We start from the raw sequence: 24127 nt of genomic DNA, 5'->3' as shown, positions 1-24127 counted from the left end.
TCATCTGTTATTAAAAAAAGCTCAAAGCGTAACTAATTGAATAATTAGCAGTGATTTACTTCACAACTCTTCGAGAACAGTCATATGACTTAAAATTAATCTTTGCAAAATTTTAGTGATTTACTTCACCCAAATTTTGGTTATCCAACAAATATTCATCTAATGAATATTACATGGAATAGATTTCATAAGTTAACTCCCATAAGGAGATAAGTAGTCTTACTTTTCTTCCTAATAGGGAGTACTATGTAGATTCTTGTCTTTTTATGGGAATTAATTTCCGTAACAAACAAAGTGCATCTTCACACCTAACAATTCTCAATATTTTGAATTGATTTTTGAATTTGAACTAACTAGGAGTCTATTATGGCAATAAATAGAACATATGGTTTAAAAAGGAATCTAGGTGATATTATTTACAATCCAATATCAGGTGTTGTTACATGCACATACAGTTAGTTTTTTTTTAAAACAATAAAAATTGGACAAACATTTCCAGTTTTTGATGCTGATAAAACAGAGATCAAAGGAATTACAAAAGCAACATTACGTCTACTAACTTCGTTCAATAGTTTAAAAAATAAAAAAATCACTAATAGTGAATATGGACTTTTTATAACTACTCATAAGTTAAAAGAAATAAAAGCCATTGGAGACAAAGGTTTAGTCAAAGTAGGATACTTAACTGGGGAAATTGGAATTGAAAATAAGAATGCAAATTCATATAAGAGTCAAATACAAGAAGAACCAGATAGTGTTTCCACATTAGATGATAATAAGGAAATACTATTTTAAAATAGGTATATCATATTATCTTAGTGAAAATTAAGACTCCGCAACTTAACAGCTGTAGGGAGTTCTGCTGTAATAGCAATATTACACAAAAGCAGATACTCCTTACTGGAGTACTGTTATTTAGTGGGAGATTTAAAATGATTATATTAACATTACTGCTTATTGCAGAAGTACTCTTAATAGCAATTTTAATGAAAGAATTAGCTGTTAATATATTTATTAAATATAAATTTAGTATATTTAGATTATTTATTAAACTTAAATTCTCATATTACGACTATGCATTTATGTCAAGTCTATCAATGGGAGTTTTTGCAAGTAGTATTGTAGCTATTATAGTCAGTAAAGGGGGCTTTATCATTGCATATTTTGTAGTGGCAATAGTTTCATTTAAGGCTATGATTGACTACAACTACAAAAATAGATATAATGAAGATAATAAATAAAAAGGAGATATTATGGAAGAGTTAAAAGCAGCATTACTACTAGTATTTGCATTTGCTTTACTTTATGGTTCTATGCAAAAAAAGCATAATAAGCATAGCTCCAAGTAATACAATTTTAAAGTAGGGCTATCTGCCTATACAAAAATCACTAGCTAAAGCTAATATTGGAACGAAAAAGTTTCAGAATATATTAGCCTTGGGCTAGTATTCTGATTTCTTTCCTTATTAGTTTTAGACTAGTTCTAAATACTTCAATCAATATTCTCATCTAACACAATTCAATCACACAATAATTTATTATCAGTATATATTTAGTATATTTCCTAAAAGGGATGATATTTTAGTGCTTGTTTTTTGATCTGAGTGTTTTGGTTTAATAGGAATATGAAATGTCAAAAAGAATAAATTTGCAAATTATAGAAGATAAACGAGATGAGTTGTCAAATGCATTGTCAGTTAATAATGTAATTGTACAAACATTAGCAAAGGAACAACAAGAAGACTTCAAAAAGAATTTTTTAGAATTTGCTAGTCAAGACTATTTACTTAGTGTTGTTGAACCAAAGGAAATAATTCGGTTTGCTGTGAATATCACAAAGATAGGGTTAAGTATTGCACCATCTGCAAATGAGGTTTATATAATCCCATTTGATACTAAGGTTAATGGCACAAAGGTAATGTTACCACAAGCAATTATCCCTATGAATGGTATGCAACAATTAGCTTATAATAGTGGTTTTATGCTTACTGTAGATCCTGTTTACAAGTTTAGTGAAACAGAAGCAGAAGCTGCTCGTAATCTTACTAGAATACAACAATCAAAACTTAATACTGCCGATCCTGAGTGGATAAAAATCCATTTTATAGGATATGATGTAGTACTTAAAGATTTAATTGGAAATTTAGGAGAGCAAACTTACTTCGTTGATGTAAGTTATGTAAGAGCAGCTACAAAAACAAATAAAGATGAAAAATGGTCTTTAAGCACCTGGACACATAAAGCTGTTCGTAAAGCTTATAAGCAATTTTTAGTTCCGCGTGATAGAGCTCTAGAAGAATTTGAGAAAGTTGAAAAACTAAATGATGAAGAGATTACGGATACGGATATTAGTAGCACGATAAAGTTTACGGATGCTATTAATAATTCTATTAAACAGCTTGGTTTGTCAGTTATAAAAAAAGAAGGAAATGCAATCGTTAATGGCACTACTTTCGGCAAAGACAAAGCTTTATCAGATTTAGGATTTATATACGGCAATAATAAGTGGTATATGACAATTGAAGAACCTCATTCGAAAAATAATGTAAACAAGCCATCACCAGCTAAAGAATTAACACTTTACTTGATCAATAATGGACTTACAAAAGAAGAAGCCGGAGATTTTGTTAAAACTGAATTGGAACTAACAAGTTCAAATATAAACGGACTAATTGCTGTTCTATCAGATAAAGACAAGTTAACTGAACAACTTCAAAATTATATAGAAGCTAAAAAAATTTTTTAGGAGAAAAAATGAAAGATTTATACCTGTTAATAGCTGGAATTTTCTTTATTTTTATGTTCTTAAACAATAATCATTATTTAGATTTTTTATGTCCTAAAAAATGGGAGTGTAATAAATTTAATACAAAGAGTTAAATAATATCTGCAAGTGAAGCAGATTCAACATTACAAGAACTAGTCACTTGTAAGAATTTTTAAGAGATTGACTATCTCAATTTATTTTCCTATAGGGAGAGAATTTTACTCCCTATTAGGGAAGTACTCTTTTTTCTCTCCTTATAGTTAAATTATTAACTTATTACATTTCTTACACCTAACAAAACAATCACATAATTTTATTACTAGCACATCTTTAGGATATGCCTTGCTTATTGCATGAAAGGGAGTAATGAATGGTGTTGTTTTGATTTAGTTTGACTGTAATATAAGGAGTTTTTTATGAAAACTTTATTTATTATAATCGCAATTTGTTCAGTAATTTACGCTGGAAAAGGTGCAGTATTTCAAACAATTAAAGTTCAAAATATTCAAAATCAAGAAATTAGCAAAGCTATAGAAATGATGGAGAAGTAATATGAATTTTTTTATTAAAAAAACATCTAATTGGATAAGTGTTGACAAAGATATAGCTATCTCTACTACGCCTTTTCCATTAGGAATTAAAGCAATAGTTAAACATGAAAAACTTTTTTTTACAAGAAAGGACTTATTATGTGTAAACTAAAAAATTATATTGATGAGAATTTACCAAAGGTACTAAAACAAGATACTGCAACCTCATTAGGAGATCGTAGTAAATACATAGGTGCTTCTGATATAGGTGGTTGTCTAAGAAAAGCTTATTTATCCAAACTAAAACATGAAAAGCATGATATACAACAGTTAATTGTTTTTGAAAGAGGACATGTAGCTGAGACTATTATTGCGAAGATGTTAAAAGGTACACCAGCTAAACAACAAGTAGAAGCAGTAGGCAAAGCAAAAAATGGTTTTCCTATTAGGGCACATCTCGATTTTGAAGTTGATTTTGGTCCGGTTAGTGTTGTCATAGAAGCTAAGTCTACATCTATTCCAGTTGATGAGCCTTACTATAGTTGGATATTACAAGAGCAGTTGCAAATGGGATTGCTTAAAAATAAAAACAAAGGCAAAGCAGTTAGAGGATATATCGTTGCAATTGATGTAAACACTGGTTGGTATAAAACTTTCAAAGTTGAACCAAACCAAGCGTTATATGATATTGCAATGAATAGAGCCAATATACTTGCCGAGGCCCTTGTTAATAAACAAGAACCAGAAGCAGAGGCTCAATTATATTGCGCTAAATGCTCATTTAAAGGTGACTGCCCAGCAATTACATGTGGTGTAACGGATCAGTTACCAGAAGATGTAATAGAAGTTGCAAAAAAAATAGCTTCTTTGAATAAAGTGGAAAAAGAGATTAAAGCTTTAAAAACTCAACTCAAAGATTATATGGAAGCAACTGAAACAAGAATAGTTAAAGCAGATAATCATACCGTTTCACTTATAAGTAGAAAAGGTAAAAAAACTGTAGATATTGATCTTATGAAACAAATGATGCCTGATGTGTATTCTAAATTTGAGTGTAACGATAGTGGTTATAGCTACTTGAAGGTCGTTTAAATGAGAAGATATATAAGTGCTAAAAGTTCATCAGCGACGGTTTCCTCTGTTTTGTACTATGTGTATCGCAAAGAAGATTTATTCTCTCAATGTGGCAGATATGGCGAAGCAGTTATAAAAGGTTTAGAAGAACTAGGTTTAATAAAAAAAGTACTTTCAAAAAAAGGTACTTTCTATTTTAAAACAGATAAATCTAAAGACTTTAAAGCAGTTGATTTTGCTAAAGAGTATCTTTGGAATTTTCATAATTCAATTGATAGAAAAATAACAAATGGTAAAAAATATATCTTATGTTTTAATAAAAATATTGAAGCTGGTCACAAACTAGTAGAAATAGATGAAGCTATCAAAAAATGTTATGTATAAATTTATCGTTAAACCTCGATAAATATTAATTAAAAGTAAGCATTCGCTTACTAATCACCAATTCTTTTCCTACATATACACCTAACAAAACAATCACATAATTTTATTACTAGCACATCTTTAGGATATGCCTTGCTTATTGCATGAAAGGGAGTAATGAATGGTGTTTGAATTTGATTTGAATGTGTGAGATTTAAGGAGTTTATTATGAGTATTAATGAATTAGTCGCATCTGTTTATAGAGATTGCGGAAGAACATATGAAAAAATAGAAGACAGAGAAACAAGATTTGTTTCACGTATTGCTTCTGATGAAGTAAGTAAAATATTTGCAGCACAAGAGAAATCAATAATGGAGGTGCGTAATGTTGGTTGAATTTACAATAAACCAAAAAGAAAAAGCTATTTTATTAGCTCTTCTTCACGTTATATTAGCTCCTCTTCTTGTTTTCATTGTAGTTATGATTATTGATACACACACTAGTTTAATTGCAAGTGGATGTTACATGTTCGTAATGAGTTTAATGCAGTATTATAGATTAAATACAACAATGAGCGCATATAGTATGCTAAAGAGTGAACTCTATTTTGAGTTTCTTATGTATGTTTTAGCTGTTCTTGTTCTAGGCGCACTTTTCTTATTGATGATGATAGTAGGTGGAAGTCATGCTTAGAAATTTTGACGATATTATTGAAGTAATCAAAGATATTATTTCTCTTGATTGCGGTGATAGAAGAATAATGGATAAGGACGTTGCCGAGGCATTAAAAATAAAACATGCGACCTTTGGAACTATTAAAAAAAGAAAATCAATTCCATTTAAGCAAATATGTAATTTTGCTTCTAAAAAGAAATTAGATTTGAACTACATATTAACAATTGATACAAAAAGGATTTGTCATGCTTGATTTAGAATTACAAGCTGATTTACTAGAAGAACTACGAGAATGTCTAAATGCTGAATATATTGATGAAGCAAATTGGGCTTTTATTGAAGCACAAGAAAACTAGCCAAAGGAGGTTAAGATGATTAGAATAGTACAAAAGCGCTATAAAATTTCAAGCGGTATAAGAAACTTCGTTGTCTCTCCTTTGGTTGTCGAAACACCAAATATTGAGATAGAAATAATCGAATGTGGTTTGTATAAATTCATTATTGAAAATGATTCAATAAAAAAGGTTTTGACATGAGTTCAAATAAAACAAATGTAAAGGATTTTTTATCATTTACAAGAGAAGAAACAGCTTCTGCTTTAGTGACGTTGGGATACAAGGTTGATAGGCAATGGTTTATAAATTTAAGAAATGAAGACACTCCATCAGCTAAAATATATCCTAATGGAGTAGTACATGACTATGGAGATGGTTTTCATGGAGACTTAATCAAAATTTTAAGAGTATATCATGGATATGGAAATGATGCATATGGGGCAATAAATAATGCAAAAGAGTTAGTAGGTAAAGAAACGAATATTGATTTTACAAAGTTTGATACTTCAAGCAATAAAATTAATAACAACCCACTACCTGATGATTTTATGATTCCACATCGAATAGATGCGAGAAATTATAGACAAGCTTATTTAGCGGAACTAAAACAACTTTTTCTTGGCGAGTATAAAGGCAAAAAAATGCTTAGTGCTAACTGGAATAAGGTTTTAGAGATAGCAGCTAGATATGATATTTCATATAACAATAAATCGGGAAGACTAATTATGCCAATTCGTGATACGGATGGAAAAATTAGAACTTTTTGGAAATATAAGAAGAATGGTGAAGACTTTGTAAAAGATGATAGAACGTATAAGCATCGCAAAGTACTTTACACTAAAAATAGAAGTAGACCTCCTTTTGCTATAACAGATATGCTTGAGTTTAGAAAAACTCCAGGTGTTCCTATAGTTATTTGTGAAGGAGAAAAAGATGCCTTAGTCTCTAATACTAATGGCCTTCGTGCTATTTGTATTGGTGGTGCTGGAGCTTCTAAATGTCTGCATGAAAAGTATTTAGACTTATTCAAAGGTTTAAATATCATAATAGCGGGAGACTACGATGATGCTGGTTATAAGTTTAATAAGAACTTATTAGCTCAACTCAAACCGATTGCTAAATCTGTAACGATTCTTCGTTGGGAAAAAAAAGCTAAAGAAGATGGTTTTGAGTTACATAAAAAATTTGACCTTGCTGATTATTTTGCATGGAAAAATAACAATGGAGATTTAAAATGAAAAAACTTATACTTATACTAATGCTTGTTGTAACTTCTATTCTTGGAAGTGATATTCCCAAAGAATTTCCAAAAAATTGGATAGGAATCACTTCAAATGGGTTTGAAGTAACAGCAGATAAATTAGGAAAATATGAAGGAATTGAAACTATAGAGGGCGGTAAATTTTGGAAATTTCAAAAAACTTTTCTAAATGGTGCAAAAAATAGTCATTACGTTAGAATAAACTATAAAGAGAACTATTTAATATCTTTTAGTGAGTTCTAAAAATGAAAAAATTATTAATAAAAATTCTATCAATATCTTTGTTGTGGTTAGTTAGAAATAATTTAAACAATGCAGAGTTAATGGATTCAAAGGGTAATTTTATAAAACCTTTTCATCCAGATTGTAAAAGCGTTGACCTAGAAGTTGTTGCAATTGCTCTGTCAAGAATTAAAAGATTCTTTGGTCAAACAAATTTGAGTGTTGCGCAACATAGTGTTAATATGGCTAGAGTGTTTATGCACTTTGGAAATATGGAATATGCTAAACAAGCTCTCTTGCACGAAATTTCGGAAGCCTTTATGGGTGATCTAGCATCTCCACTTAAAGCAGCTTTCCCATTATTTAAAAGTATTGAAGAAACTCTAATAAAAAAAACATTTAGTTGTTATGGTTTAGAGTATCCGATGGCACAAGATGTTCATTTTCTTGATAAGCAAATCATGATTTATGAAGCTTTAGCGCATATGCCACGAAAAGAATATTGGCTATCACTTACTCATAAAGAGTTTACAGATAAACAAATATTTTCATTTAAATCAATAGTTGATTTAGATGCATGGAGTGAAGAAAAAGCTTTTAACGAATTTATGGATACAGCAAAAACGTTAAAATTAATATAAACAATAGTAATTAAGCTCATATAAGAGTTTTAACCCGCACGATTTAATCGTATGGCTAGGAACTCTTATGAGTACTCCTATGCCTATTTTTTAGTACAGGAGTACTTATTATGAAAACAAATAAAATAATTTTAGAGCCTACAACAATTCAGAATCACAACTTTTTAATGAAGATTTTTGAAATTACAAGCGAAGATTATTGGTATTATGCAAGAACAAGTATTACGAAAAATATATTGGACTATGTGTATTTACTTAAGAGTCTTAGTTGTGCAAAAGATATCTCTTTAAAACTAATGAAAGCTTTTCCAAAAGCTTCAAAAACACTTCATACACAAGATATCCATGATGATTTTGAGGTTAACTATGACATTAACTTCGATAGTTATGGTGAGTTTGAGTTTCCTTCTGTCAATCTAATAATTAAAAAAGCATTGAAGAATGTTGGTACTGATTTTGAAATAAAAACTCTTCCACATTATGTGGAATCTGAATCCGATTTTGAAACAGCGATAGAGCTAGTAAAATATGATATTTATACGTGTTATTCCAGTAAAGTGAAATGGATTGGCCACAATAAATTACTTGTTCTAAGCAATCCTTCATCAAATAAAAGTGTTATAAAATCTACAACATCTATGTATGGAACATACGGTGTAGACTACATGTAAAAACAAATAAGCACTCTTCGGAGTTCATAGCACATAGCTATTAAAGTTATGTTAAAGCTAGGACTCCGTAAAGGACTCCTATGCCTAATTATTAGTTTCGCTAGGAGGAACTTATGATCTTTATTGAAATTAATATAAAAGAAATTATTGGTATTGTTTTTATAATAATAGAAATGTTTCCAATTTTTTATATGTTCAAAGCATTATCATTAATCATGATAAGAAAAATATTTATTACTAAAGAAAAAATTTTACAAAGGTGTACTCACGATAGAAAGTATCGGAATAGGGTTGCATCTTTTTTGTTCTTTTTTGCAGATATGGGTCCTAATGTTTCAAGTTTCTCAGTTATTGCTATTTTTATAACGACCAAAGAAAATGTCTGGATTTTAATTATCGTATTTTTATGTGGTATAATAATGAAAGAGATTTTCAGAGAGTTTAAAAATAAATTCTATGAAGCAATTGAACAGAGGAATTCACAATGAGTACTTTTATAGGTTTCATAATATTAGGTTCAATCATCGGTTTAGGATTATTAGGAAACTATATCCTATCAGAAGACAAATCTAAACACCACTTCCAATAACAAACAGTAATCCCCTAAACTAAAACAACATTGTTGCTTTTTAATACTGATTAAGTTCAGAGGGATTTTTATTGTCAAATTTTTACTACTGTTGCCTATGGCATGAATCTATATTTATGCCATATGGCGTATAGTATACTTCATGACTAGCAGGTTCACTTTTATTTACGCGGTTACACCGCATAGCTAACTTGAGGCTTAATAATGTCAAAACTTATCACACACAAATTAGAGGATTTAATCTCTAATAATAAAGAAATCTTTCGTCAAGAACTAAAACAAGTCATTATGCCTAGTTTTACTGGTCTTGAAGAACCTAATAAGTATAGAAATATACTAATTAATACAATAGAGCAAGCCAAACGTTCTAGCCTACTTAAGCAAGCAGAGGTAGTTGCAGAAGCAACAGAATTTCTGGAACACAAAAAAAACAAATCATTGATAATTAGTGCAGAAATAGGAACAGGTAAAACTGACATGGCTGTAAAAATATCTTTATCTAAAAAACTATGTCCTGTATATATGATTGTTTGCCCACCTCACCTTGTTGATACTTGGACAGAGGAACTAGCAATAAACTATCGTAACCCTAAAGCTTATAAAGTAATTAGAGTTAAAAGATATGAAGACATAGCACCTTACGCAAAGCGCAACTTATGGGCTGATGGAGTTAAATACTATTTCATTATCACTAGAGAGAATTTAAAACTCTCTTACCCCAAAGAGATCGCAATAAATATCAAAAGAAGATATATAACTACAGAAAAAGAACTTGATGGTCAGACAGTAATGTTACAGCAGCTTATTAAAGTGGCTAAATGTCCTGAATGTGATTTAACGCTTAAAGAAGGAACAGAAAATCATATAGACCTTGATAAAATTCCTAGAAAGTGTGAATGTGGCTGTGCTCTTCGTCAATCTGACAGAAGTAAAAGTAAAAACCTACGGACTCGTGAAGCTGTTGCTGATTATATATTCAAAAATTTTACTAAAGGTAGCTACAACGTTATTTTAGATGAAATGCATGAATACAAAGGCGGTGATACAGGTCAAGGTAATGCTATAGGAAGATTAGTTGCAAATGCTCGTAAGACTATCGGTTTAACTGGTACGCTTATGAATGGATATGCTTCAAGTTTATTCTATCTGCTGTATAGATTGAATCCAAGACTTATGAAAAATGAGTTAGGGTTTGATTACAATCAAGTTAAAAACTTTGTAAGTGCTTATGGTGCTCACGAAGAAATTGTAGATGTAAAAGAAGTATCACATGAAGGAATTGTAACTCGTATGGGAGCAAGAATATCATTAAAAGAGAAGCCAAAAGTTTCTCCGCACATGCTATCTATTTTGATGGGTATGACGATATTTTTGAAACTTGAAGAAATTAAGATGCCTAACAACCTACAACTTCCTCCTTATGAAGAGATTGTAGATTTAGTTGAAATGGAAGAGGAACTTAAAGCTCCTTATATTAGTTACTTACAAGAAGTTACAAAAAAGATTAGAACTGACAAAAGGTTACTTGGTAACTTAGCAACAGATGCTATAGCTATTCCAGATATGCCTTTTACTCCAAGGTCTGCACAAGATGTTTGCTTTTACGAGCCTACAACTACTCGTGAGGATTTTGGTCTTACCAACAAAGAGAAGCGTTTAATTGAGAATGTCGGTAATGAGTTAGAGCAAGGTAGAGATTGTTTAGTTTATATAACTTTCTCAAACCAAAAAGTCGCTACTGACCTACTAGAAATTCTTAGTAATGCTTTTCCAAATAAAAAAGTACTGTTTTTACCATCAACTGTTCCAGCTGCTAAACGCAAAGAATGGATAAAGAATCACCCAAGTGATGTTCTTATCTGTAATCCTGAACTTGTAAAAACTGGTCTAACACTTTTAAACTTCGTGACTATTATCTTCTATGAGACTACTTACAATGTGTTTACATTGAAACAAGCAAGTCGTAGAAGTTGGAGAATCGGACAAACAGAAGATATCAAAGTTATCTTTATGGCTTACGCTGACACTCCGCAACATAAAGCTTTAGAGCTTATTGGAGCTAAAATTGGTGCGGCTAATAGCTTAGAGGGTAAATTTAGTGATGAAGGTGATCTATCTAGTATGGGCGATGATGATGATAACATTCAGTTAGCATTAGCTAGGTCTATTATAGGTGGAGATACGGCATCTAGAGATATCAAAATGACTAGCATTACGAACTTCGGTGGAGATAGAGATTGGAACAGCTTTGAGTTGTACTATGAATCTTTACTTAACGAGTTAAGTGAACAAAGAACCATGCAAGAAGAACTTATTGAAGCTGCAACTAAAAATGAAGAAGATGGAATATCTATTCATGATGGTCACGGTGGAACTAATCTTGCGAATATTTTTAATGTTACTCCAGGGGTGGAATTTAAAGAAGAGGTTGTAGATGCTGAAATTTTAACTAATGATAGCAACTATGGGTTTAAAGAGGGCGATATCGTATCAATATATGATGAGTCTTCAATATTCAAAACTTCTCCGGGAAATGCTCAACTCTATGTTGACTTACCATCTGGTCGAAAAGTATTTTTAAATAATTACACTGCTCCTAAATTTAGCTTCTCTGAGGAATCTGAAATCACTTTACCTATATCTCTTAAAAATATGATTAATACATTTGCTGAAAAGCTTTTGGAACATCATAACAGCGGAGATTTATACGGTGGGATTGAGAGTACTTCTATTGGAAAAAATGGAAAAGAGAGTGTAGTTACATCAACAGTTGGTGCATATCAGCTTTTTGAAATGAATGATAGCTATAAGAATGGGGAACTGTTTGGCTTGGCTGTTATTTATGATAGATATGACGATAACCAAATCGCTTACATTAAAGTAGACAAAGTTTATAACGATGGCGATGTACCATTTCAAACAGAGTGCAAAGCTATGGGCTTTAGCGTTAATGTTTTGAAATATATAATGGAAGAGAGCAATAGCAATGTTGCTGGTCTTACTAAAGTATTAACTACTCATTTTCAAGCTAGTTCTGTAACGGAAAAAAGTTTAAAAAGAGTCGTAAAAAAATCAGAAACGAAAGATGAAAGCGAAGATACACAATCCCTTTTCTACTATGTTGGTAAAAGTAAAAAACAGAAAAAAATTGAAGTAAAAGCTTCTAATAATCTTTTTGATGTAATACCTGATGCAGACATGGTAAGTGGTGGTGTTCAATTAGCTTTTGCTTTTTAAGGAAAAAACATGCAAGAAAAAATCAATAGATTAGCATTTAGTAGTACGCAAATAAATAGAATTGGGAATATGACACCAAAACAACAAGAGACATTAGCCATAATAAGCGGGGCTCTTGCTATTGACTGTTTATATATTTTTAGTGATTTTGAAGGCGAACACCCTTTAGGTGATTACTATTGCGATATAGCTACTAGTCTTAGAAAAAAGACTAATATTACAGAAGATAAATATCATTATCTTTGTGGAAAATTAGGCTTAATGGAGCTAGATGAAATTATAGATTTTATTATAAAAATCACATAGATATTTAACAGTTCCCTATAAGGGCAATATACATTTAGTATAGAGGCCCTTATGGGAACTTCTATGCTTATTTTTTAGGAAATAACATGCAAACAAATATTTTAAACATTATCAAAACTCACATAGTTGGAGAATTTTTCAGTGCGTCTCATACGCTAGACAATACTCATGCGTTTGATTTCTTTTTAAACGCTGATATTGATTGGCTTCCAAGTGTTAATCATAGTGCTTTTGGTACAGAATGGGGATACACGGTATGTGAACAATATGAAGATGAAAATGTTAGAGGTATAAGAAACTTAATGCGTTCTCAACTAGAGGATTTATTAAAGCTTCAAGATACTATTAAAGAATCAAATGTACTAGATTGTAGCATTGAAGATGTAGAAGATGATGAACGCATAATGTGTGAATTAAATTTAACTGCATTTGAAATTGCTAGACTAGGAAGAGATGCGCTTTATCGAATGGCTGAGGAAAAGTTTATGAAAGTAGGCTTGTGCTTGGAAGTATCAGTAATGCATCTTATTCCTATTAAAATCGAAGAACATACAGTTACATATAATGCCATACCTATAAGCTATGTGAGAACATGGTCTAATGGTGACATTTCAAAACATATAAACAATGAGTGCATTACCCCGTTATTTGAGAGTCTTTTGACTTTTAATGAAGGAGTAGAATGTAAACATTGCCCTTATGACAGCAAGACGCTTATCATGCTTCCTCAATCTTTTGATACCGAAAGGATAGACAAGAGAATGTGTGAGCTAAAAACCAATGTTGCGACATATAGAGACAAGATTTATCTTGTTGGTGTTCGTGATAGCGGTTATGCTCTTTGGGAGTGTGAAGTTAAGTAATATCGCATAAATTAACAATTACTAAATAAACAGGCATTAGCCACGAATAGAGACTATTTCTATGTGGCTAACGCTACTATAGTATTCTCTTTTTTGTGGCTTAAACATATCTAGTGGCTTAATTACCACTTATTTTTAGTACACATAAGGAGATACCGTGGGTGCTTATTTATATTACACAACTAACTCTAATCCAGAGGACGTACAAAACTATCTATTGGAAATAAATCAACTCAATATGAAGTTGATAGACGAATTAGATGAACAAGGGATATTTATAACTTGCTCTAAAGACGATAGCTTTAACAAATATGCTACAGGGGACATTAAAACTTCTTATGGTTCCGTAAGTGCTAAGTTTGAAGAAGCGGGTTATGCTGAATCTGATTTATTAGAAATGTGGACTATGATTTTTGAACAACTCAATGAGAGGTTTGAAATGAAATACTTTGCAAACTCTTGTGCATTTAGTGAAAAAGAACATTATTTCTCTTTAGAACAAATGAAAAGAATCACCAATAACGGTAAATTGCTTTCTGGTAAAACATCAAAAAGTGATAGAGCTAGAGAGTTGTATGGTAAATACCTTAAACTTTTTAGTGAACCGGAAGATGAAATTTTTAACATTGCTATCGTAAAAGACAAGGACACTGTTCTTGTTGATGGTATATGGAGAGAAGTTGAATTTATCGGCTACTGTGAAAAATATAGACTGAAACATTTTAAAGATCAAGTGAATGGTTATATAGATGAATTAGTTGATAAAATAAAAGGACATAGAAAATATGTTCCTAAGATTAGATATGGCGGTGCTGTTTCAGATATTGAAGCATACATCGTTGATAACGGTACATTAATCTACCTTGAGACTGTTGGAACTGAAAACATGGTTAAATCTGTGACTTCTGTTTTAATGCAAGGTAGAGTGATAATGAATGATATAACAGTCGATGCATCTTTTGGTCTTTTCAGTATCAACAAAGCGGGCAATAAAAGAAAAATGACAAGTCTTGATGATGGTTTAGCACATGCTATCCTTTATCACTCTCCTAGCATTAGCGACACTGATTTCAGTGTTCTGATTGGTAGAGATAAAAATGAGTTATTAACTTCTTTTTCCGCTTGGTTAGAGAAGTCTCAACCACTTCCATATCCTAAAGAACTTACAGAAGAAATTTACGCAAAGCTCCAAAATAATGAAAAACTAGAAGAACTTACTTCGTTAAACATCGAGGCAATTAAAGTTGATTTATCTGTTTTGGAAGAAGAGTGTTATGACTTACAAGAAATAATATTAGAGGTATGCAAAGAGCACAATTTAATTGATGCAAATGCAAAACCTTTAAAAGAAGATGCCCCATTACCAAAATCCCCTTATTTGAAACCTTCACAAGTTCAAAAAATCTTTAGCACACTTAAGAGTATGCCTAAGACTTATGCGCTTAATGGCGTAGAGATAAAGCCCATAGGATTAAAACTTTTTAGTCCAAATATGACTTTATACATTACAGAAGCAGATATTGGTGACGAAGGTAATGAGTTTAATAATATGCATACACAATGTTATGGTTATATTGAAAATGAATCTGATCCGCAAATGAGTGAATGGGGTTACATAGACGTACCTTATTACTTAGAGCTTGGAATTAAAGTTGGAAAAATTGGCAATGTAGACATGATAGGTGGATTTGAACAAGATTTGCACTTTGATGATATGCACATAACATCTAGTGGAACAATACTAGATACAAATGAAATAAAAGAGGTAGCGTAATGTACAAATTTACAGCAACACAATATAGTAATTGCTTGTCCGAATGGAGAGCCAGACAGTTTTTTGCAAAATATACTCACTGATGCTATTAACTATAAACTTAGTGAAGTATATGATTGCGGTACTGTTACTGTTAATGATGTTGATTATGATTGGGAAATTCAACTTCTTGAAATCTACGCTGTTTTTGAGAGTTTTGAAAAATGGTGGTATAACGAAGGAAGTGGTTTTGTTCCCGATTTAAATGAGGACACAGAAGAGTTCATGAAGAGAGTAACTAAGATAGCCTGGTTAAATGGAGCATATATAGAAATGCACGTAATGTTTGAAAATGAAATTGAAATTACTTTCATGAACAGACCTAGCTTAAAAACAAAAGAGAAAATACTTATGGATATTCATTATGAATTAAAGCGTTCTAAGAAATCTGGTTCAGAACTGATAGACGATACTGTTTATTGTTGGAAGATTAAAGAGCCTATAGGTTTTTATCTAAAAGAGAAAATTAAGATACTTGAAGAGAAAGAGGAAGTGTTCTTTGAACATAACCAAAAGCTTTATCAAGTGTTACTCCGTAGTGATGGCGATTATGAATACAATGAATACGACCTAGAAGACTTTGCAAGTGGAGACACTTTAGAAGGCGAAGGTGGTGTTTGTTCTGGTTCTGCTCGTGATGCAATCTTTACAGCTATTGGAGAATAATAATGAAAGAAGAAACTTGCTGCTGTGATAACTGCGGAACTTTAGAAAAGTTCTACGTCATGACACAATGCCATACATGTGGATACATTGGACCAAAGGTTTTGAAAAAAGACACTTAATACAATGTACCTATAAAATAAAATAGTAATTAAACTCAAAAAGAGTTTTTAACCCGCACGATTTAATCGTATGGCTAGGAACTCTTTTTGAGTACTCCTATGTCTAATTAAACCTAGTCTTAGGAGACTTATTATGAATTTTGAAACAAAAACAAAAGAGATATACATAGATATTCTTGGAAGCAGACACGACAAAGAGTTGGACTGTGAAAGAGAAAATCAAAGAATAGAATTAGCCATTAGAGAAAAAATTGAAGAATGTTTTGTTTTTTTTGAAGACAACAAGTTGGACAAATTATCAACTACGCAGAAAATAGTTAAGACTTTCGAGTTTGATCTTAGTTCTGGTTTTGATTTAGTTCAATTTTAAAGGCTGATTTTATGAATAGTAGAGATTTCTTGAAGCCTAAAAACTTCAAAATAAAACCACAAAGTCTAAGTTTTGAATCGGTCAAATTTATGACAGATTTAGAAAAAAAGAAAATATACATAAACTTCGTAAAACTTCTAAACAATCATTTCAAGCGAACGCTTTTCAAAAAAAATCTATATGAACATTTCCATTTACATTGTGGCTTCATTGCTCACTATGACATTCATGGGTTCTATGGAGAGTATTTTGAAACTGCAGCTAGTTATCACTTTAATGTAAATGACTATTCAAATCCTATGCACGAATGCGGTGGAAATTTGAATCAGAAGTCTACGTTATCACATGGAGAGCAATTCTATGCAATCTATGAAGAGATTAACGGCACTAGAAACGGTCTTGGAGAATTCTATGACACATTAGGTGGCAATATGAATTACGGAGCTTATAGCGATTATTCAGACTTAGACGATGCAATTAAAAATGCCTTTAGTGAGTACATGGAAATTTGGAGAGACGAAATCAAAAAAGCTATTAAAGCTTATGACGAATTCTCAAAAGATGGAAGAGTTGCTGAACTAATAGCTCAAAAAGAAAATATAGCGAATGAACAAAACAGATTAAATGTTTCTCATGCACAAATCGAAGAAGAATTGATTAAAGAAGCAAACGCTTCTAAGGTTGAGACTAAAACGGTAAGTAATGATACGCAATTAAATCTTTTTGATTTTGTAGCTTAATAGAAAGGTTTATAAAATGACTGAAAATCAAGATATAGCAGTAACGAAAAAGCTTAAAACTTCGCATTGGAACTACTTAGGAGACTGTGGAAATTGGAAAGTTTATGAAACATGTGAATGTGTTTTGTTTGCTGTTTCAAAGGTTTCTTATGATGTTTTCTTTGATGAAGAAGAAGAGTTTATAGTTTATTAGCATAACAAAACAATAGGATTTGATTTTAATCATTTCCTTCTTAAATAAAGGAGTCAATTATGACTTACGAAATGATAATTAAAGTTGCTAGTGATAGCCGACCTGTGAACAATTTGGATTACAACAATCCAATAGGAGCATAAGATGGCAAGATTAGCAAGTGAAACAAAAATGGGCTTTTACCAAACCTCTCTATTAACAATAAAAAAAGTAATGGATGCAAGTGTTATCTTTCCAGAAGATAAGACTGTTTATGCTTTAGATTGTTGTGCGGGCAAAGGTGAAGCTATTGAAATGTTAGGTGCTGAATATGGTTGTAATACTTATGCAGTTGAACTTGATGAAGATAGAGCAAAGATTGCTACTGCTAGAAACATTAATACTGTACTAAACGCTGATGCCTTAAGTGGTGTTCGCAAAAGCAATCATTGGGTAGGACTTAATTTTTTAAATCCTCCTTATGATGTTAGTGCTAGTGGTTCTCGTTTAGAAATAGACTTTATTGAAAGATGGGGTTTAACTACAGCAATTGGCGGTGTTTTAATCCTTGTGATTAATCCATCATCTGCGAATGAGAAAATGGCAACAGCATTAAGAGTACAAGGTTATAGACCTATGTTTTCTTTCTACGATCCAGAAAATGATGATTATAAAAGATTCGGTCAATTCTTTATGGTACTGCACCAGCAGCTTCCAAGTTTTAGAGCAAGTTTAGATAAGTTTTATAGCTTGTTTGATAATGCTTTAAATATAAATGATGATATCGAGCTTGAAAAAATCAAGATTAGAACCGGAGTTGAACCTCAAATGCTTAAAGAGATTCATGTCCCTCGATGGAAGATTGAAAAACATCTATCTGGTTCAAGACTTAAAAAACTATTTTTTGATGAATTAAGAAGCTATGGTCTAAGCACTAAAGCTATCGCCCATCCAAACGAAGGACAATCAGCTTTATTAATAGCTAGTGGAGTATTAAACAAGAAGATCAACTTAGCCAATGGCGATGCTGTGATTCTTAAAGGTTCTTCTACTAAGTTTAAAAAAGATGTTGCTCAGATGAATGAAGAAGGTGAAGTTAGTTCTGTAAAAAGAATAGATGCATATAAAACAGTTGTTTACGGACTTAATTTAAGTCACGGACAATTTGTTAAATACGAGTAAGGAAAAATAATGAGAGATTTTATAAAAGGAAGCTCAGTAGGTGACATTAATTGTTCAACGGAAATTTTATATATAAAGGAATCAAAATGAGCTATATAAAAAAAATAATAAAAGCTCCAAATCTAAAAGTTAATGCTCGTGAGCATTTCTTAGTGAAAGGGCTTAAACAACCGTTTGATGTAAGTGCTATTATTCCTATATATTTACATGTTAGTGAAAATCTCAAAAAAATTGAGAGAGATACAGACATGGAAATGGATATTGGTAGAGCGACAATTATTTATTCTGTTGACAAGCATAATACTATTCATTTAATATCTGGATGGGTTGGAAATAGAAAAAAAGCTACATAATAGTAGTGCAAGGAAAACATATTGAATAATTTAACTCAATAAGAGTTTTTAACCCGCACGATTTAATCGTATGGCTAGGAACTCTTATGAGTACTCCTATGCCTATTTTTTAGTACAGGAGTACTTATTATGGATAATTTAACAAAAGCACAACAAAACGCAATGACTGAAATGTATTATTTTTCAATAGAACGACCTAGAATCATCAGTAAAAAAATTAATGATATACTTAATCGTGATTGTCTCAAACATTTACCTTTGGCATATAGAATTAGTAATGATGAAGCTAAACAGCTATTTCCAGAAATGGAAATATATCGTGACTATGGAAATGCCGAACAAGGTTTAGTGCTGAGTTTTGAAGAAATTGAAAATGAAACAGAAATGGATTATTGCGTTGAACATGACAGTTTAACTCAATGGTTACCATTTTAAGGATGTGACATGAGTTGTACAATAAAAGAAAAAGTAAGTTCTTCATTCAAGGAGCTTGACTTATTAAAAAAACATTTTGATTTTGTAGAAGTTGAGAAGTATGATAAGTATCATCTTTTAACTCTTAAAGACAAAGCAAAAAAAGACAATTACGATTGGATAGTTTGGTTGCAATTAAAAATAGCATACTCTGATACAAACTCATGTGCTAAAACTTCAAATGACAAACTTCAAGGAGCATGTAATAATGTTCTTGATTGGATTGACATTCTAAAGAACTTTGAAAAATCTGATGAAGGCAAGCAACTTAGCTTATTCGAAGAGGAGAATGAAGAATTCTTAGAAAAAGAACCAATTTCACCACAAGGCGGAGAAGATAATAGTTGGGGTAAGTATTTCAGAGAATGTAACAGAGTTAGAAAAAGCAACTTAATGAAGCAATATAGCTTTTTTGAGTTATTTAATGATAATAGTGCTTGGTGGTCCTATAATGATAATGATTTTATACCGCTCTTACCAAAGTCAAATGAAGAAATGATTGAACTCGTTAAAGATGCTATCGTAAGAGGCACTAATAGCGAAGAAGGTCATGGAAGGTTTGATGATTATTGGTGGGATGATGAATACAATTATATTACAAGAGATGGAGCGTTGAGTGACATAGAATTACTAAGTAGGGTTTTAGGACAAGTAAGACTTTATCTAGTCCCTTACAAGAAATATTTTTATGTTTATACAGACGATTCATACACTAATCATTGCAACATAGAAAGAGAAGGAAGAACCGATTATCGGTTTTGGTTTGATGGTCGAAAGATTCATGGTGATTCTTGGTATAAAAGAGAGATGCCTGTTTACGACCTTAACAATCCTGACTTTATGCTATGGCTTAGAGAGTATTTTAATGTTACTTACAAAGAAGTGATTAGTGATGAAGATATACTTAAAGAGAACCTTAATGGTTTATTCCAAAGAGTATTGCCTGAGTCATTTGATTTTCTAAGTGAAATTAAAAATGCAAAAAATTTTAAAGTGTTCAAAGCAAGAATGAATGCAAATGCGACTTTAGGTAATGGTGGTGGTTCTAATTTTTCCATTGATGGATTTAGTGGTTCATATTCCCTATATAAAGGTCGCAAAGGTGATGTTCTCACTATTGAGCAAAACATTGAGCATAGAATTGCTTTAAACAGAAACATAGAAGGCTTAGAAAAAAGTAGTTGCAGAGATAGTTCAGTATATGTATATAAATTGAACTTTGATGAAGCACTTGAAAAAGTCTACGAATTAATGAAAGTTGAAACTATAAGACAAACAACAATGTTTGATTTTATAGATGCAGCTTAATAACTACAAACACAAATAGAGCTTAACCGCCCTATCCACAAAAATAAAACTCCCTTTTAAAACATTTACGAAAACTTCCAAAGTAAAAGTAAAAGTACAAGATACTGATACCGACATTTATGTAGGATCACTTTAATACAAGCAGAGTAGTAATTGTTTTGATTGGAAACAAGGAATATATTATGAAAATTACAGTGCCTAGAGATAACCTATTAAACGCAGTTTCAATCGCAAATACATTTATGCCTATTGAAGGTGAATTTAACGGAAAGATTGTAATGGTTGGCGTTAATGGAAAAATCGAAGTAAAATCTACAGATATGATACAGTCAATTATCCTTAAAGATATAACATTTATTTCTTCGGACCTGACTGTTGATAATTTTACTGCTTTTTCTATAGATGGAAAGAAACTCTTAACTGTTTTAAAAGCAGCAAAGACAGAGGAACTTACATTGCACATATTAGATAGCAGAATAGAAGTTAAGAGTGGACGTTCTACTGTTAAAATTGATATTCTTGCTGAGACTCAAGATGTGACAATTTCAAATGGAAGTGGTAGTAATTTTGATATTAGTGAAAATATTGCTAACTTCGAGCAAGTAATTCATGCAGTAGGAAATAAAAATCCTAAACATGAACTAAATGGTATTCTCTTGCAAATAAAAGATGGTATTTTTAATGTTGTTGGCACAGATACTCGAAGACTATCTTGTATTACTACAAATACAAATTTACCAGACAAAGAAGTTATTGTTCCAAAAGATGGTATTAATACGATTGTAAAGCTATTTAAAGGTTTTACTATTTCTGCTGAGATAGATGATACTACATTAGCCGTACATACAGAGAATATTAGTTATCAAACAAAACTTATAAATGGTAAATACCCTAATTGGGAAAGTATTGTTCCTAAATCTGTTAAACAAGCAGTTACAATTAATAGATACTCCTTATCTTCAATGCTTCAAGAAGCCAAACTGTTTGATGATAATGTTATTATTAAAATAAAAAATGGAGAGATCCAATTAAAAGACATTAATGGAGAAACAAATATTGTTGATTTATTTACAGATGAAAATACAAATCTTGTTTTCACAATTAATGCAAAAAATGTATTAGAATTTCTTTCTTCTTTTCAAGAGGATGAACTTCAAATAGGATTCAATGGAACAAATTTACCTGTAATCTTCAAAGCAAACAATAACTATAGAGAAATTGTAATGCCTGTTGTAATGCAAGAAGATGTAGAGGAAATGGAAGATGAAAAACAAGCTGCCTGATATAGAATTTAATAAGCTGTTTAGATTTTTCCTCGATAAAAAAGGCATTAAAAAAGAGTTTAGAAAAACCAATTATGGTTATAGAACTTATGATAATACTTGGAAATTATTTACGAATAGTTTATCAATAACATTTACAAAGCCTGTTAAGGTATACAATGGTTATGATTATGACAATTCGTATGAAGAGACTAAATATATAATAGAACAAGTACCTCAATCGGTAAATGTTCATTTTGTGTATAAGAAGATTTTTTAAGCGTTGCTCTTATGAGCTTCGCTTCACGAAAAAACATTTGTTTTTCCTCTTTAGAGGTTTTCCATTTATCATTTTTAACTTCACTCAATTTACCACTTGCTTTTTTTATGAAATATAAATCACCAAGTTAAATTTACTACTTTGTTGTCATAGAATAATTTTCTGAACAAGATTCAATACCATATTCAATAGTATTAATGTTAAAATGCTTAGCGATTTTCTCATTAATTGAAGAGGCAACCTCATTCAAAATACCTTCTGTTTCTTTAAGAACTTCACCCTCTTCTAAAGTAAAGGCAAGTATCGTTCTATTTTCTGTATCTACATCTATCGCAATATTATGTTCATGGATCATCAACATTATTTACAACCTTTTTCTATCAATTTTTTAAGTGGCTCACCTGCTTTAAATTTTGGAATGATTTTGTCTTTAGTAGTGTATGTCTTATCTGTACCTGGTACTTTTCCTGTTCTACCATATAGAGTTCTTGAATAAAACCCACCAAAACCAACAAGAGTCACGTTTTCTCTTTTTTCCAAAGATGCTGTAACTGCTTCTGTAAATGCTTTAATAGCTCTTTCAGCTTCTGTTTTAGTTTTGTAATTAGCCTTGTTTTGTATTAATTCAACAAATTGTTTTTTATTCATTTTATTTTCCTTGCTCTTTTATCATGTCTTTTATATCGTAGTATTTGTCTTTATTTTTGAAAACTTCATCTTGAAATACCCAACTATTGTCTTTGTTTATAACGCAACCATCATAATGGATATCCTGTTCTTTATTAAAACTCTTTATAAGTTTATTTCTTATATTTTCTTCTCTCTTAACTTTTTTATTGAGACTCCATGTCTTAATAATCCAAGCAACTATTAGTAAAAGAACAATCAATATTATATTCTTTATAAACACTTCTTTTAAATCCATTATTATCCTTTAAATTATAATTGAGTATTTTCTAACATTAAAAATTTTTAATGTCATGCCAACAATAGAGTCAAAAAATATATTGTATATGTTACGGATAAAATTACATCCCCCTTTACTCTTGCATATACATAAATGCCCTACTTTGCTTTTTAACTAACTATTTTCTTTTTCTCTTTTATTAGTTCATCAATGCATGAACCCAACATAATTGGAGTTATTTTACTATCATTGTCCATATCTAAATCAATTACCATTTTTTTAAGATATTTTATACTATCTGGCAATAATGGTATTCTATTCGTTATTTTCTCTTTACTATTCTCTTCTGCCATGATTATCCTTATTTATTAATATTTTGATAATTGTATCATATTTTTAATATTTTTCATGAAAAAATTCAAATTAAGCTATTTGTATGTTAAATTCAAATTTATCCCATCTTTATTGAATATTATACTTATAATGATACATAATAATATATTAAGTAATAGACTTATTTCTTTATGATAGTGCAAGTTATGTAAAATATACGTTTTAACTATGGTACATAATGCACATTATGTACCATTTATGATATAATGCTTTTCTGACATTAGAAATAGGGCATTGTTAGTGGTTTATATATTATACTATATAGTTATTTATTGGCTTAATTATGTTTAATTTGTAAAAAAATCTGTTTTATTGATTAAGTACTCGATATATTGCCAAATTCTCAATAAATTAATAATTTCAAGGCTTTTTTATATTTTTTGTAATGTATTAGCTTTATTATTAAAATAATCATAAAATTAAATATTTTTAGTGAAATTGAAAATATATTATTAATACTTTCATTATTTAAACTTGACTTTATTCAATATAAAAAGTATGTTAATTCAAAAGATGTACAAAGTAAACAAAATACTTTACTTTTGTACTAGAT

Annotated in this window: 33 protein-coding genes; 29 read left to right on the top strand and 4 right to left on the bottom strand. The window is 30.7% G+C overall.

All coding sequences use genetic code 11. The annotated features are described in order from the left end of the window. Window positions 1-932: 932 nt before the first annotated feature. The 29 genes from QZZ48_RS06655 to QZZ48_RS06515 all read left to right on the top strand — a co-directional run bounded on the left by QZZ48_RS06655 (window position 933) and on the right by QZZ48_RS06515 (window position 22274). Window positions 933-1241, top strand: coding sequence for a hypothetical protein (locus QZZ48_RS06655; RefSeq protein WP_294963422.1), 309 nt, complete (start codon window positions 933-935; stop codon window positions 1239-1241). A 389-nt stretch (window positions 1242-1630) separates the two neighbouring features. After that, complete coding sequence (locus QZZ48_RS06650; RefSeq protein WP_294963419.1) at window positions 1631-2746, top strand: recombinase RecT; 1116 nt, start codon at window positions 1631-1633, stop codon at window positions 2744-2746. A gap of 437 nt (window positions 2747-3183) precedes the next feature. After that, window positions 3184-3318: a hypothetical protein gene (locus QZZ48_RS06645; RefSeq protein ID WP_294963417.1), complete on the top strand. Its 135-nt coding sequence runs from the start codon at window positions 3184-3186 to the stop codon at window positions 3316-3318. A gap of 1 nt (window position 3319) precedes the next feature. Further along, entirely contained in the window at window positions 3320-3469 is a 150-nt protein-coding gene (locus QZZ48_RS06640) for a hypothetical protein (protein ID WP_294963414.1), read from the top strand. Next, on the top strand, window positions 3457-4389 hold the full coding sequence (locus QZZ48_RS06635; RefSeq protein ID WP_294963412.1) for a hypothetical protein: 933 nt from the start codon (window positions 3457-3459) through the stop codon (window positions 4387-4389). The genes QZZ48_RS06640 and QZZ48_RS06635 overlap by 13 nt, the downstream gene beginning before the upstream one ends. Beyond that, the gene (locus QZZ48_RS06630) at window positions 4390-4755 is read left to right on the top strand and encodes a hypothetical protein (protein WP_294963409.1); all 366 of its coding nucleotides are present in this window, start codon (window positions 4390-4392) and stop codon (window positions 4753-4755) included. Between the two features lie 207 nt (window positions 4756-4962). After that, a complete protein-coding gene (locus tag QZZ48_RS06625) occupies window positions 4963-5130 on the top strand; it encodes a hypothetical protein (RefSeq protein ID WP_294963406.1) in 168 nt (55 codons plus the stop codon). Further along, the gene (locus QZZ48_RS06620) at window positions 5120-5428 is read left to right on the top strand and encodes a hypothetical protein (protein ID WP_294963403.1); all 309 of its coding nucleotides are present in this window, start codon (window positions 5120-5122) and stop codon (window positions 5426-5428) included. The genes QZZ48_RS06625 and QZZ48_RS06620 overlap by 11 nt, the downstream gene beginning before the upstream one ends. Beyond that, window positions 5421-5663: a helix-turn-helix domain-containing protein gene (locus QZZ48_RS06615; RefSeq protein WP_294963400.1), complete on the top strand. Its 243-nt coding sequence runs from the start codon at window positions 5421-5423 to the stop codon at window positions 5661-5663. Before QZZ48_RS06620 ends, QZZ48_RS06615 begins: the two co-directional genes overlap by 8 nt. Before the next feature lie 118 nt (window positions 5664-5781). After that, window positions 5782-5946: a hypothetical protein gene (locus QZZ48_RS06610; RefSeq protein ID WP_294963398.1), complete on the top strand. Its 165-nt coding sequence runs from the start codon at window positions 5782-5784 to the stop codon at window positions 5944-5946. Then, window positions 5943-6983 carry a toprim domain-containing protein gene (locus QZZ48_RS06605; RefSeq protein ID WP_294963395.1) on the top strand — a complete coding sequence of 347 codons (1041 nt, stop codon included), beginning with the start codon at window positions 5943-5945 and terminating at the stop codon, window positions 6981-6983. Before QZZ48_RS06610 ends, QZZ48_RS06605 begins: the two co-directional genes overlap by 4 nt. After that, the gene (locus tag QZZ48_RS06600; RefSeq protein WP_294963393.1) at window positions 6980-7249 is read left to right on the top strand and encodes a hypothetical protein; all 270 of its coding nucleotides are present in this window, start codon (window positions 6980-6982) and stop codon (window positions 7247-7249) included. Before QZZ48_RS06605 ends, QZZ48_RS06600 begins: the two co-directional genes overlap by 4 nt. Before the next feature lie 2 nt (window positions 7250-7251). Continuing rightward, a complete protein-coding gene (locus tag QZZ48_RS06595) occupies window positions 7252-7869 on the top strand; it encodes a hypothetical protein (protein WP_294963391.1) in 618 nt (205 codons plus the stop codon). A gap of 110 nt (window positions 7870-7979) precedes the next feature. Next, the gene (locus tag QZZ48_RS06590; protein ID WP_294963389.1) at window positions 7980-8540 is read left to right on the top strand and encodes a hypothetical protein; all 561 of its coding nucleotides are present in this window, start codon (window positions 7980-7982) and stop codon (window positions 8538-8540) included. 113 nt (window positions 8541-8653) lie between these two features. Then, the gene (locus QZZ48_RS06585) at window positions 8654-9028 is read left to right on the top strand and encodes a hypothetical protein (protein WP_294963387.1); all 375 of its coding nucleotides are present in this window, start codon (window positions 8654-8656) and stop codon (window positions 9026-9028) included. A 305-nt stretch (window positions 9029-9333) separates the two neighbouring features. Next, complete coding sequence (locus QZZ48_RS06580; protein WP_294963386.1) at window positions 9334-12366, top strand: helicase-related protein; 3033 nt, start codon at window positions 9334-9336, stop codon at window positions 12364-12366. 9 nt (window positions 12367-12375) lie between these two features. Then, on the top strand, window positions 12376-12672 hold the full coding sequence (locus tag QZZ48_RS06575) for a hypothetical protein (protein WP_294963383.1): 297 nt from the start codon (window positions 12376-12378) through the stop codon (window positions 12670-12672). Between the two features lie 86 nt (window positions 12673-12758). Continuing rightward, entirely contained in the window at window positions 12759-13535 is a 777-nt protein-coding gene (locus tag QZZ48_RS06570; protein WP_294963380.1) for a hypothetical protein, read from the top strand. A 157-nt stretch (window positions 13536-13692) separates the two neighbouring features. Further along, window positions 13693-15309, top strand: a complete 1617-nt coding sequence (locus tag QZZ48_RS06565; protein ID WP_294963377.1) for a hypothetical protein — start codon at window positions 13693-13695, stop codon at window positions 15307-15309. Between the two features lie 63 nt (window positions 15310-15372). Further along, window positions 15373-16014 (top strand): hypothetical protein, encoded by a 642-nt coding sequence (locus QZZ48_RS06560; protein ID WP_294963374.1) that lies wholly within the window; start codon window positions 15373-15375, stop codon window positions 16012-16014. A gap of 252 nt (window positions 16015-16266) precedes the next feature. Further along, the gene (locus QZZ48_RS06555; protein WP_294963371.1) at window positions 16267-16503 is read left to right on the top strand and encodes a hypothetical protein; all 237 of its coding nucleotides are present in this window, start codon (window positions 16267-16269) and stop codon (window positions 16501-16503) included. A gap of 11 nt (window positions 16504-16514) precedes the next feature. Next, window positions 16515-17243: a hypothetical protein gene (locus QZZ48_RS06550; RefSeq protein WP_294963368.1), complete on the top strand. Its 729-nt coding sequence runs from the start codon at window positions 16515-16517 to the stop codon at window positions 17241-17243. A 16-nt stretch (window positions 17244-17259) separates the two neighbouring features. Continuing rightward, on the top strand, window positions 17260-17436 hold the full coding sequence (locus QZZ48_RS06545) for a hypothetical protein (RefSeq protein WP_294963365.1): 177 nt from the start codon (window positions 17260-17262) through the stop codon (window positions 17434-17436). Window positions 17437-17580: 144 nt separating this feature from the next. Beyond that, window positions 17581-18597: a DUF6094 domain-containing protein gene (locus tag QZZ48_RS06540; protein WP_294963362.1), complete on the top strand. Its 1017-nt coding sequence runs from the start codon at window positions 17581-17583 to the stop codon at window positions 18595-18597. 86 nt (window positions 18598-18683) lie between these two features. Then, the gene (locus QZZ48_RS06535) at window positions 18684-18950 is read left to right on the top strand and encodes a hypothetical protein (RefSeq protein ID WP_294963359.1); all 267 of its coding nucleotides are present in this window, start codon (window positions 18684-18686) and stop codon (window positions 18948-18950) included. 129 nt (window positions 18951-19079) lie between these two features. Beyond that, complete coding sequence (locus tag QZZ48_RS06530) at window positions 19080-19385, top strand: hypothetical protein (RefSeq protein ID WP_294963356.1); 306 nt, start codon at window positions 19080-19082, stop codon at window positions 19383-19385. Between the two features lie 9 nt (window positions 19386-19394). After that, entirely contained in the window at window positions 19395-20732 is a 1338-nt protein-coding gene (locus QZZ48_RS06525) for a hypothetical protein (protein WP_294963354.1), read from the top strand. A gap of 182 nt (window positions 20733-20914) precedes the next feature. Then, on the top strand, window positions 20915-22015 hold the full coding sequence (locus QZZ48_RS06520) for a DNA polymerase III subunit beta (RefSeq protein ID WP_294963352.1): 1101 nt from the start codon (window positions 20915-20917) through the stop codon (window positions 22013-22015). Then, window positions 21996-22274 (top strand): hypothetical protein, encoded by a 279-nt coding sequence (locus tag QZZ48_RS06515; protein ID WP_294963349.1) that lies wholly within the window; start codon window positions 21996-21998, stop codon window positions 22272-22274. The genes QZZ48_RS06520 and QZZ48_RS06515 overlap by 20 nt, the downstream gene beginning before the upstream one ends. Before the next feature lie 136 nt (window positions 22275-22410). Here QZZ48_RS06515 and QZZ48_RS06510 read toward each other — a convergent pair whose 3' ends face one another. The 4 genes from QZZ48_RS06510 to QZZ48_RS06495 form a co-directional block, all read right to left on the bottom strand. Next, on the bottom strand, window positions 22411-22635 hold the full coding sequence (locus tag QZZ48_RS06510; protein WP_294963347.1) for a hypothetical protein: 225 nt from the start codon (window positions 22633-22635) through the stop codon (window positions 22411-22413). Continuing rightward, window positions 22635-22922, bottom strand: coding sequence for an HU family DNA-binding protein (locus QZZ48_RS06505; RefSeq protein ID WP_294963345.1), 288 nt, complete (start codon window positions 22920-22922; stop codon window positions 22635-22637). The genes QZZ48_RS06510 and QZZ48_RS06505 overlap by 1 nt, the downstream gene beginning before the upstream one ends. Window position 22923: 1 nt before the next feature. Then, a complete protein-coding gene (locus QZZ48_RS06500; protein WP_294963342.1) occupies window positions 22924-23199 on the bottom strand; it encodes a hypothetical protein in 276 nt (91 codons plus the stop codon). 152 nt (window positions 23200-23351) lie between these two features. Then, on the bottom strand, window positions 23352-23534 hold the full coding sequence (locus QZZ48_RS06495; RefSeq protein ID WP_294963340.1) for a hypothetical protein: 183 nt from the start codon (window positions 23532-23534) through the stop codon (window positions 23352-23354). Window positions 23535-24127 lie beyond the last annotated feature (593 nt).

The organism is Sulfurimonas sp. (genome assembly GCF_016744025.1).
In the GTDB taxonomy this organism is placed as follows: Bacteria; Campylobacterota; Campylobacteria; order Campylobacterales; family Sulfurimonadaceae; genus Sulfurimonas.
Note: the sequence above shows the minus strand (reverse complement) of the source record. Positions and strands in the feature narration are given on the sequence as shown.

Coding starts and splice junctions, on each gene's coding strand:
- QZZ48_RS06655 (WP_294963422.1), top strand. CDS start 933: ATGATTATATTAACATTACTGCTTATTGCAGAAGTACTCTTAATAGCA.
- QZZ48_RS06650 (WP_294963419.1), top strand. CDS start 1,631: ATGTCAAAAAGAATAAATTTGCAAATTATAGAAGATAAACGAGATGAG.
- QZZ48_RS06645 (WP_294963417.1), top strand. CDS start 3,184: ATGAAAACTTTATTTATTATAATCGCAATTTGTTCAGTAATTTACGCT.
- QZZ48_RS06640 (WP_294963414.1), top strand. CDS start 3,320: ATGAATTTTTTTATTAAAAAAACATCTAATTGGATAAGTGTTGACAAA.
- QZZ48_RS06635 (WP_294963412.1), top strand. CDS start 3,457: ATGTGTAAACTAAAAAATTATATTGATGAGAATTTACCAAAGGTACTA.
- QZZ48_RS06630 (WP_294963409.1), top strand. CDS start 4,390: ATGAGAAGATATATAAGTGCTAAAAGTTCATCAGCGACGGTTTCCTCT.
- QZZ48_RS06625 (WP_294963406.1), top strand. CDS start 4,963: ATGAGTATTAATGAATTAGTCGCATCTGTTTATAGAGATTGCGGAAGA.
- QZZ48_RS06620 (WP_294963403.1), top strand. CDS start 5,120: ATGTTGGTTGAATTTACAATAAACCAAAAAGAAAAAGCTATTTTATTA.
- QZZ48_RS06615 (WP_294963400.1), top strand. CDS start 5,421: ATGCTTAGAAATTTTGACGATATTATTGAAGTAATCAAAGATATTATT.
- QZZ48_RS06610 (WP_294963398.1), top strand. CDS start 5,782: ATGATTAGAATAGTACAAAAGCGCTATAAAATTTCAAGCGGTATAAGA.
- QZZ48_RS06605 (WP_294963395.1), top strand. CDS start 5,943: ATGAGTTCAAATAAAACAAATGTAAAGGATTTTTTATCATTTACAAGA.
- QZZ48_RS06600 (WP_294963393.1), top strand. CDS start 6,980: ATGAAAAAACTTATACTTATACTAATGCTTGTTGTAACTTCTATTCTT.
- QZZ48_RS06595 (WP_294963391.1), top strand. CDS start 7,252: ATGAAAAAATTATTAATAAAAATTCTATCAATATCTTTGTTGTGGTTA.
- QZZ48_RS06590 (WP_294963389.1), top strand. CDS start 7,980: ATGAAAACAAATAAAATAATTTTAGAGCCTACAACAATTCAGAATCAC.
- QZZ48_RS06585 (WP_294963387.1), top strand. CDS start 8,654: ATGATCTTTATTGAAATTAATATAAAAGAAATTATTGGTATTGTTTTT.
- QZZ48_RS06580 (WP_294963386.1), top strand. CDS start 9,334: ATGTCAAAACTTATCACACACAAATTAGAGGATTTAATCTCTAATAAT.
- QZZ48_RS06575 (WP_294963383.1), top strand. CDS start 12,376: ATGCAAGAAAAAATCAATAGATTAGCATTTAGTAGTACGCAAATAAAT.
- QZZ48_RS06570 (WP_294963380.1), top strand. CDS start 12,759: ATGCAAACAAATATTTTAAACATTATCAAAACTCACATAGTTGGAGAA.
- QZZ48_RS06555 (WP_294963371.1), top strand. CDS start 16,267: ATGAATTTTGAAACAAAAACAAAAGAGATATACATAGATATTCTTGGA.
- QZZ48_RS06550 (WP_294963368.1), top strand. CDS start 16,515: ATGAATAGTAGAGATTTCTTGAAGCCTAAAAACTTCAAAATAAAACCA.
- QZZ48_RS06545 (WP_294963365.1), top strand. CDS start 17,260: ATGACTGAAAATCAAGATATAGCAGTAACGAAAAAGCTTAAAACTTCG.
- QZZ48_RS06540 (WP_294963362.1), top strand. CDS start 17,581: ATGGCAAGATTAGCAAGTGAAACAAAAATGGGCTTTTACCAAACCTCT.
- QZZ48_RS06535 (WP_294963359.1), top strand. CDS start 18,684: ATGAGCTATATAAAAAAAATAATAAAAGCTCCAAATCTAAAAGTTAAT.
- QZZ48_RS06530 (WP_294963356.1), top strand. CDS start 19,080: ATGGATAATTTAACAAAAGCACAACAAAACGCAATGACTGAAATGTAT.
- QZZ48_RS06525 (WP_294963354.1), top strand. CDS start 19,395: ATGAGTTGTACAATAAAAGAAAAAGTAAGTTCTTCATTCAAGGAGCTT.
- QZZ48_RS06520 (WP_294963352.1), top strand. CDS start 20,915: ATGAAAATTACAGTGCCTAGAGATAACCTATTAAACGCAGTTTCAATC.
- QZZ48_RS06515 (WP_294963349.1), top strand. CDS start 21,996: ATGAAAAACAAGCTGCCTGATATAGAATTTAATAAGCTGTTTAGATTT.
- QZZ48_RS06510 (WP_294963347.1), bottom strand. CDS start 22,635: ATGTTGATGATCCATGAACATAATATTGCGATAGATGTAGATACAGAA.
- QZZ48_RS06505 (WP_294963345.1), bottom strand. CDS start 22,922: ATGAATAAAAAACAATTTGTTGAATTAATACAAAACAAGGCTAATTAC.
- QZZ48_RS06500 (WP_294963342.1), bottom strand. CDS start 23,199: ATGGATTTAAAAGAAGTGTTTATAAAGAATATAATATTGATTGTTCTT.
- QZZ48_RS06495 (WP_294963340.1), bottom strand. CDS start 23,534: ATGGCAGAAGAGAATAGTAAAGAGAAAATAACGAATAGAATACCATTA.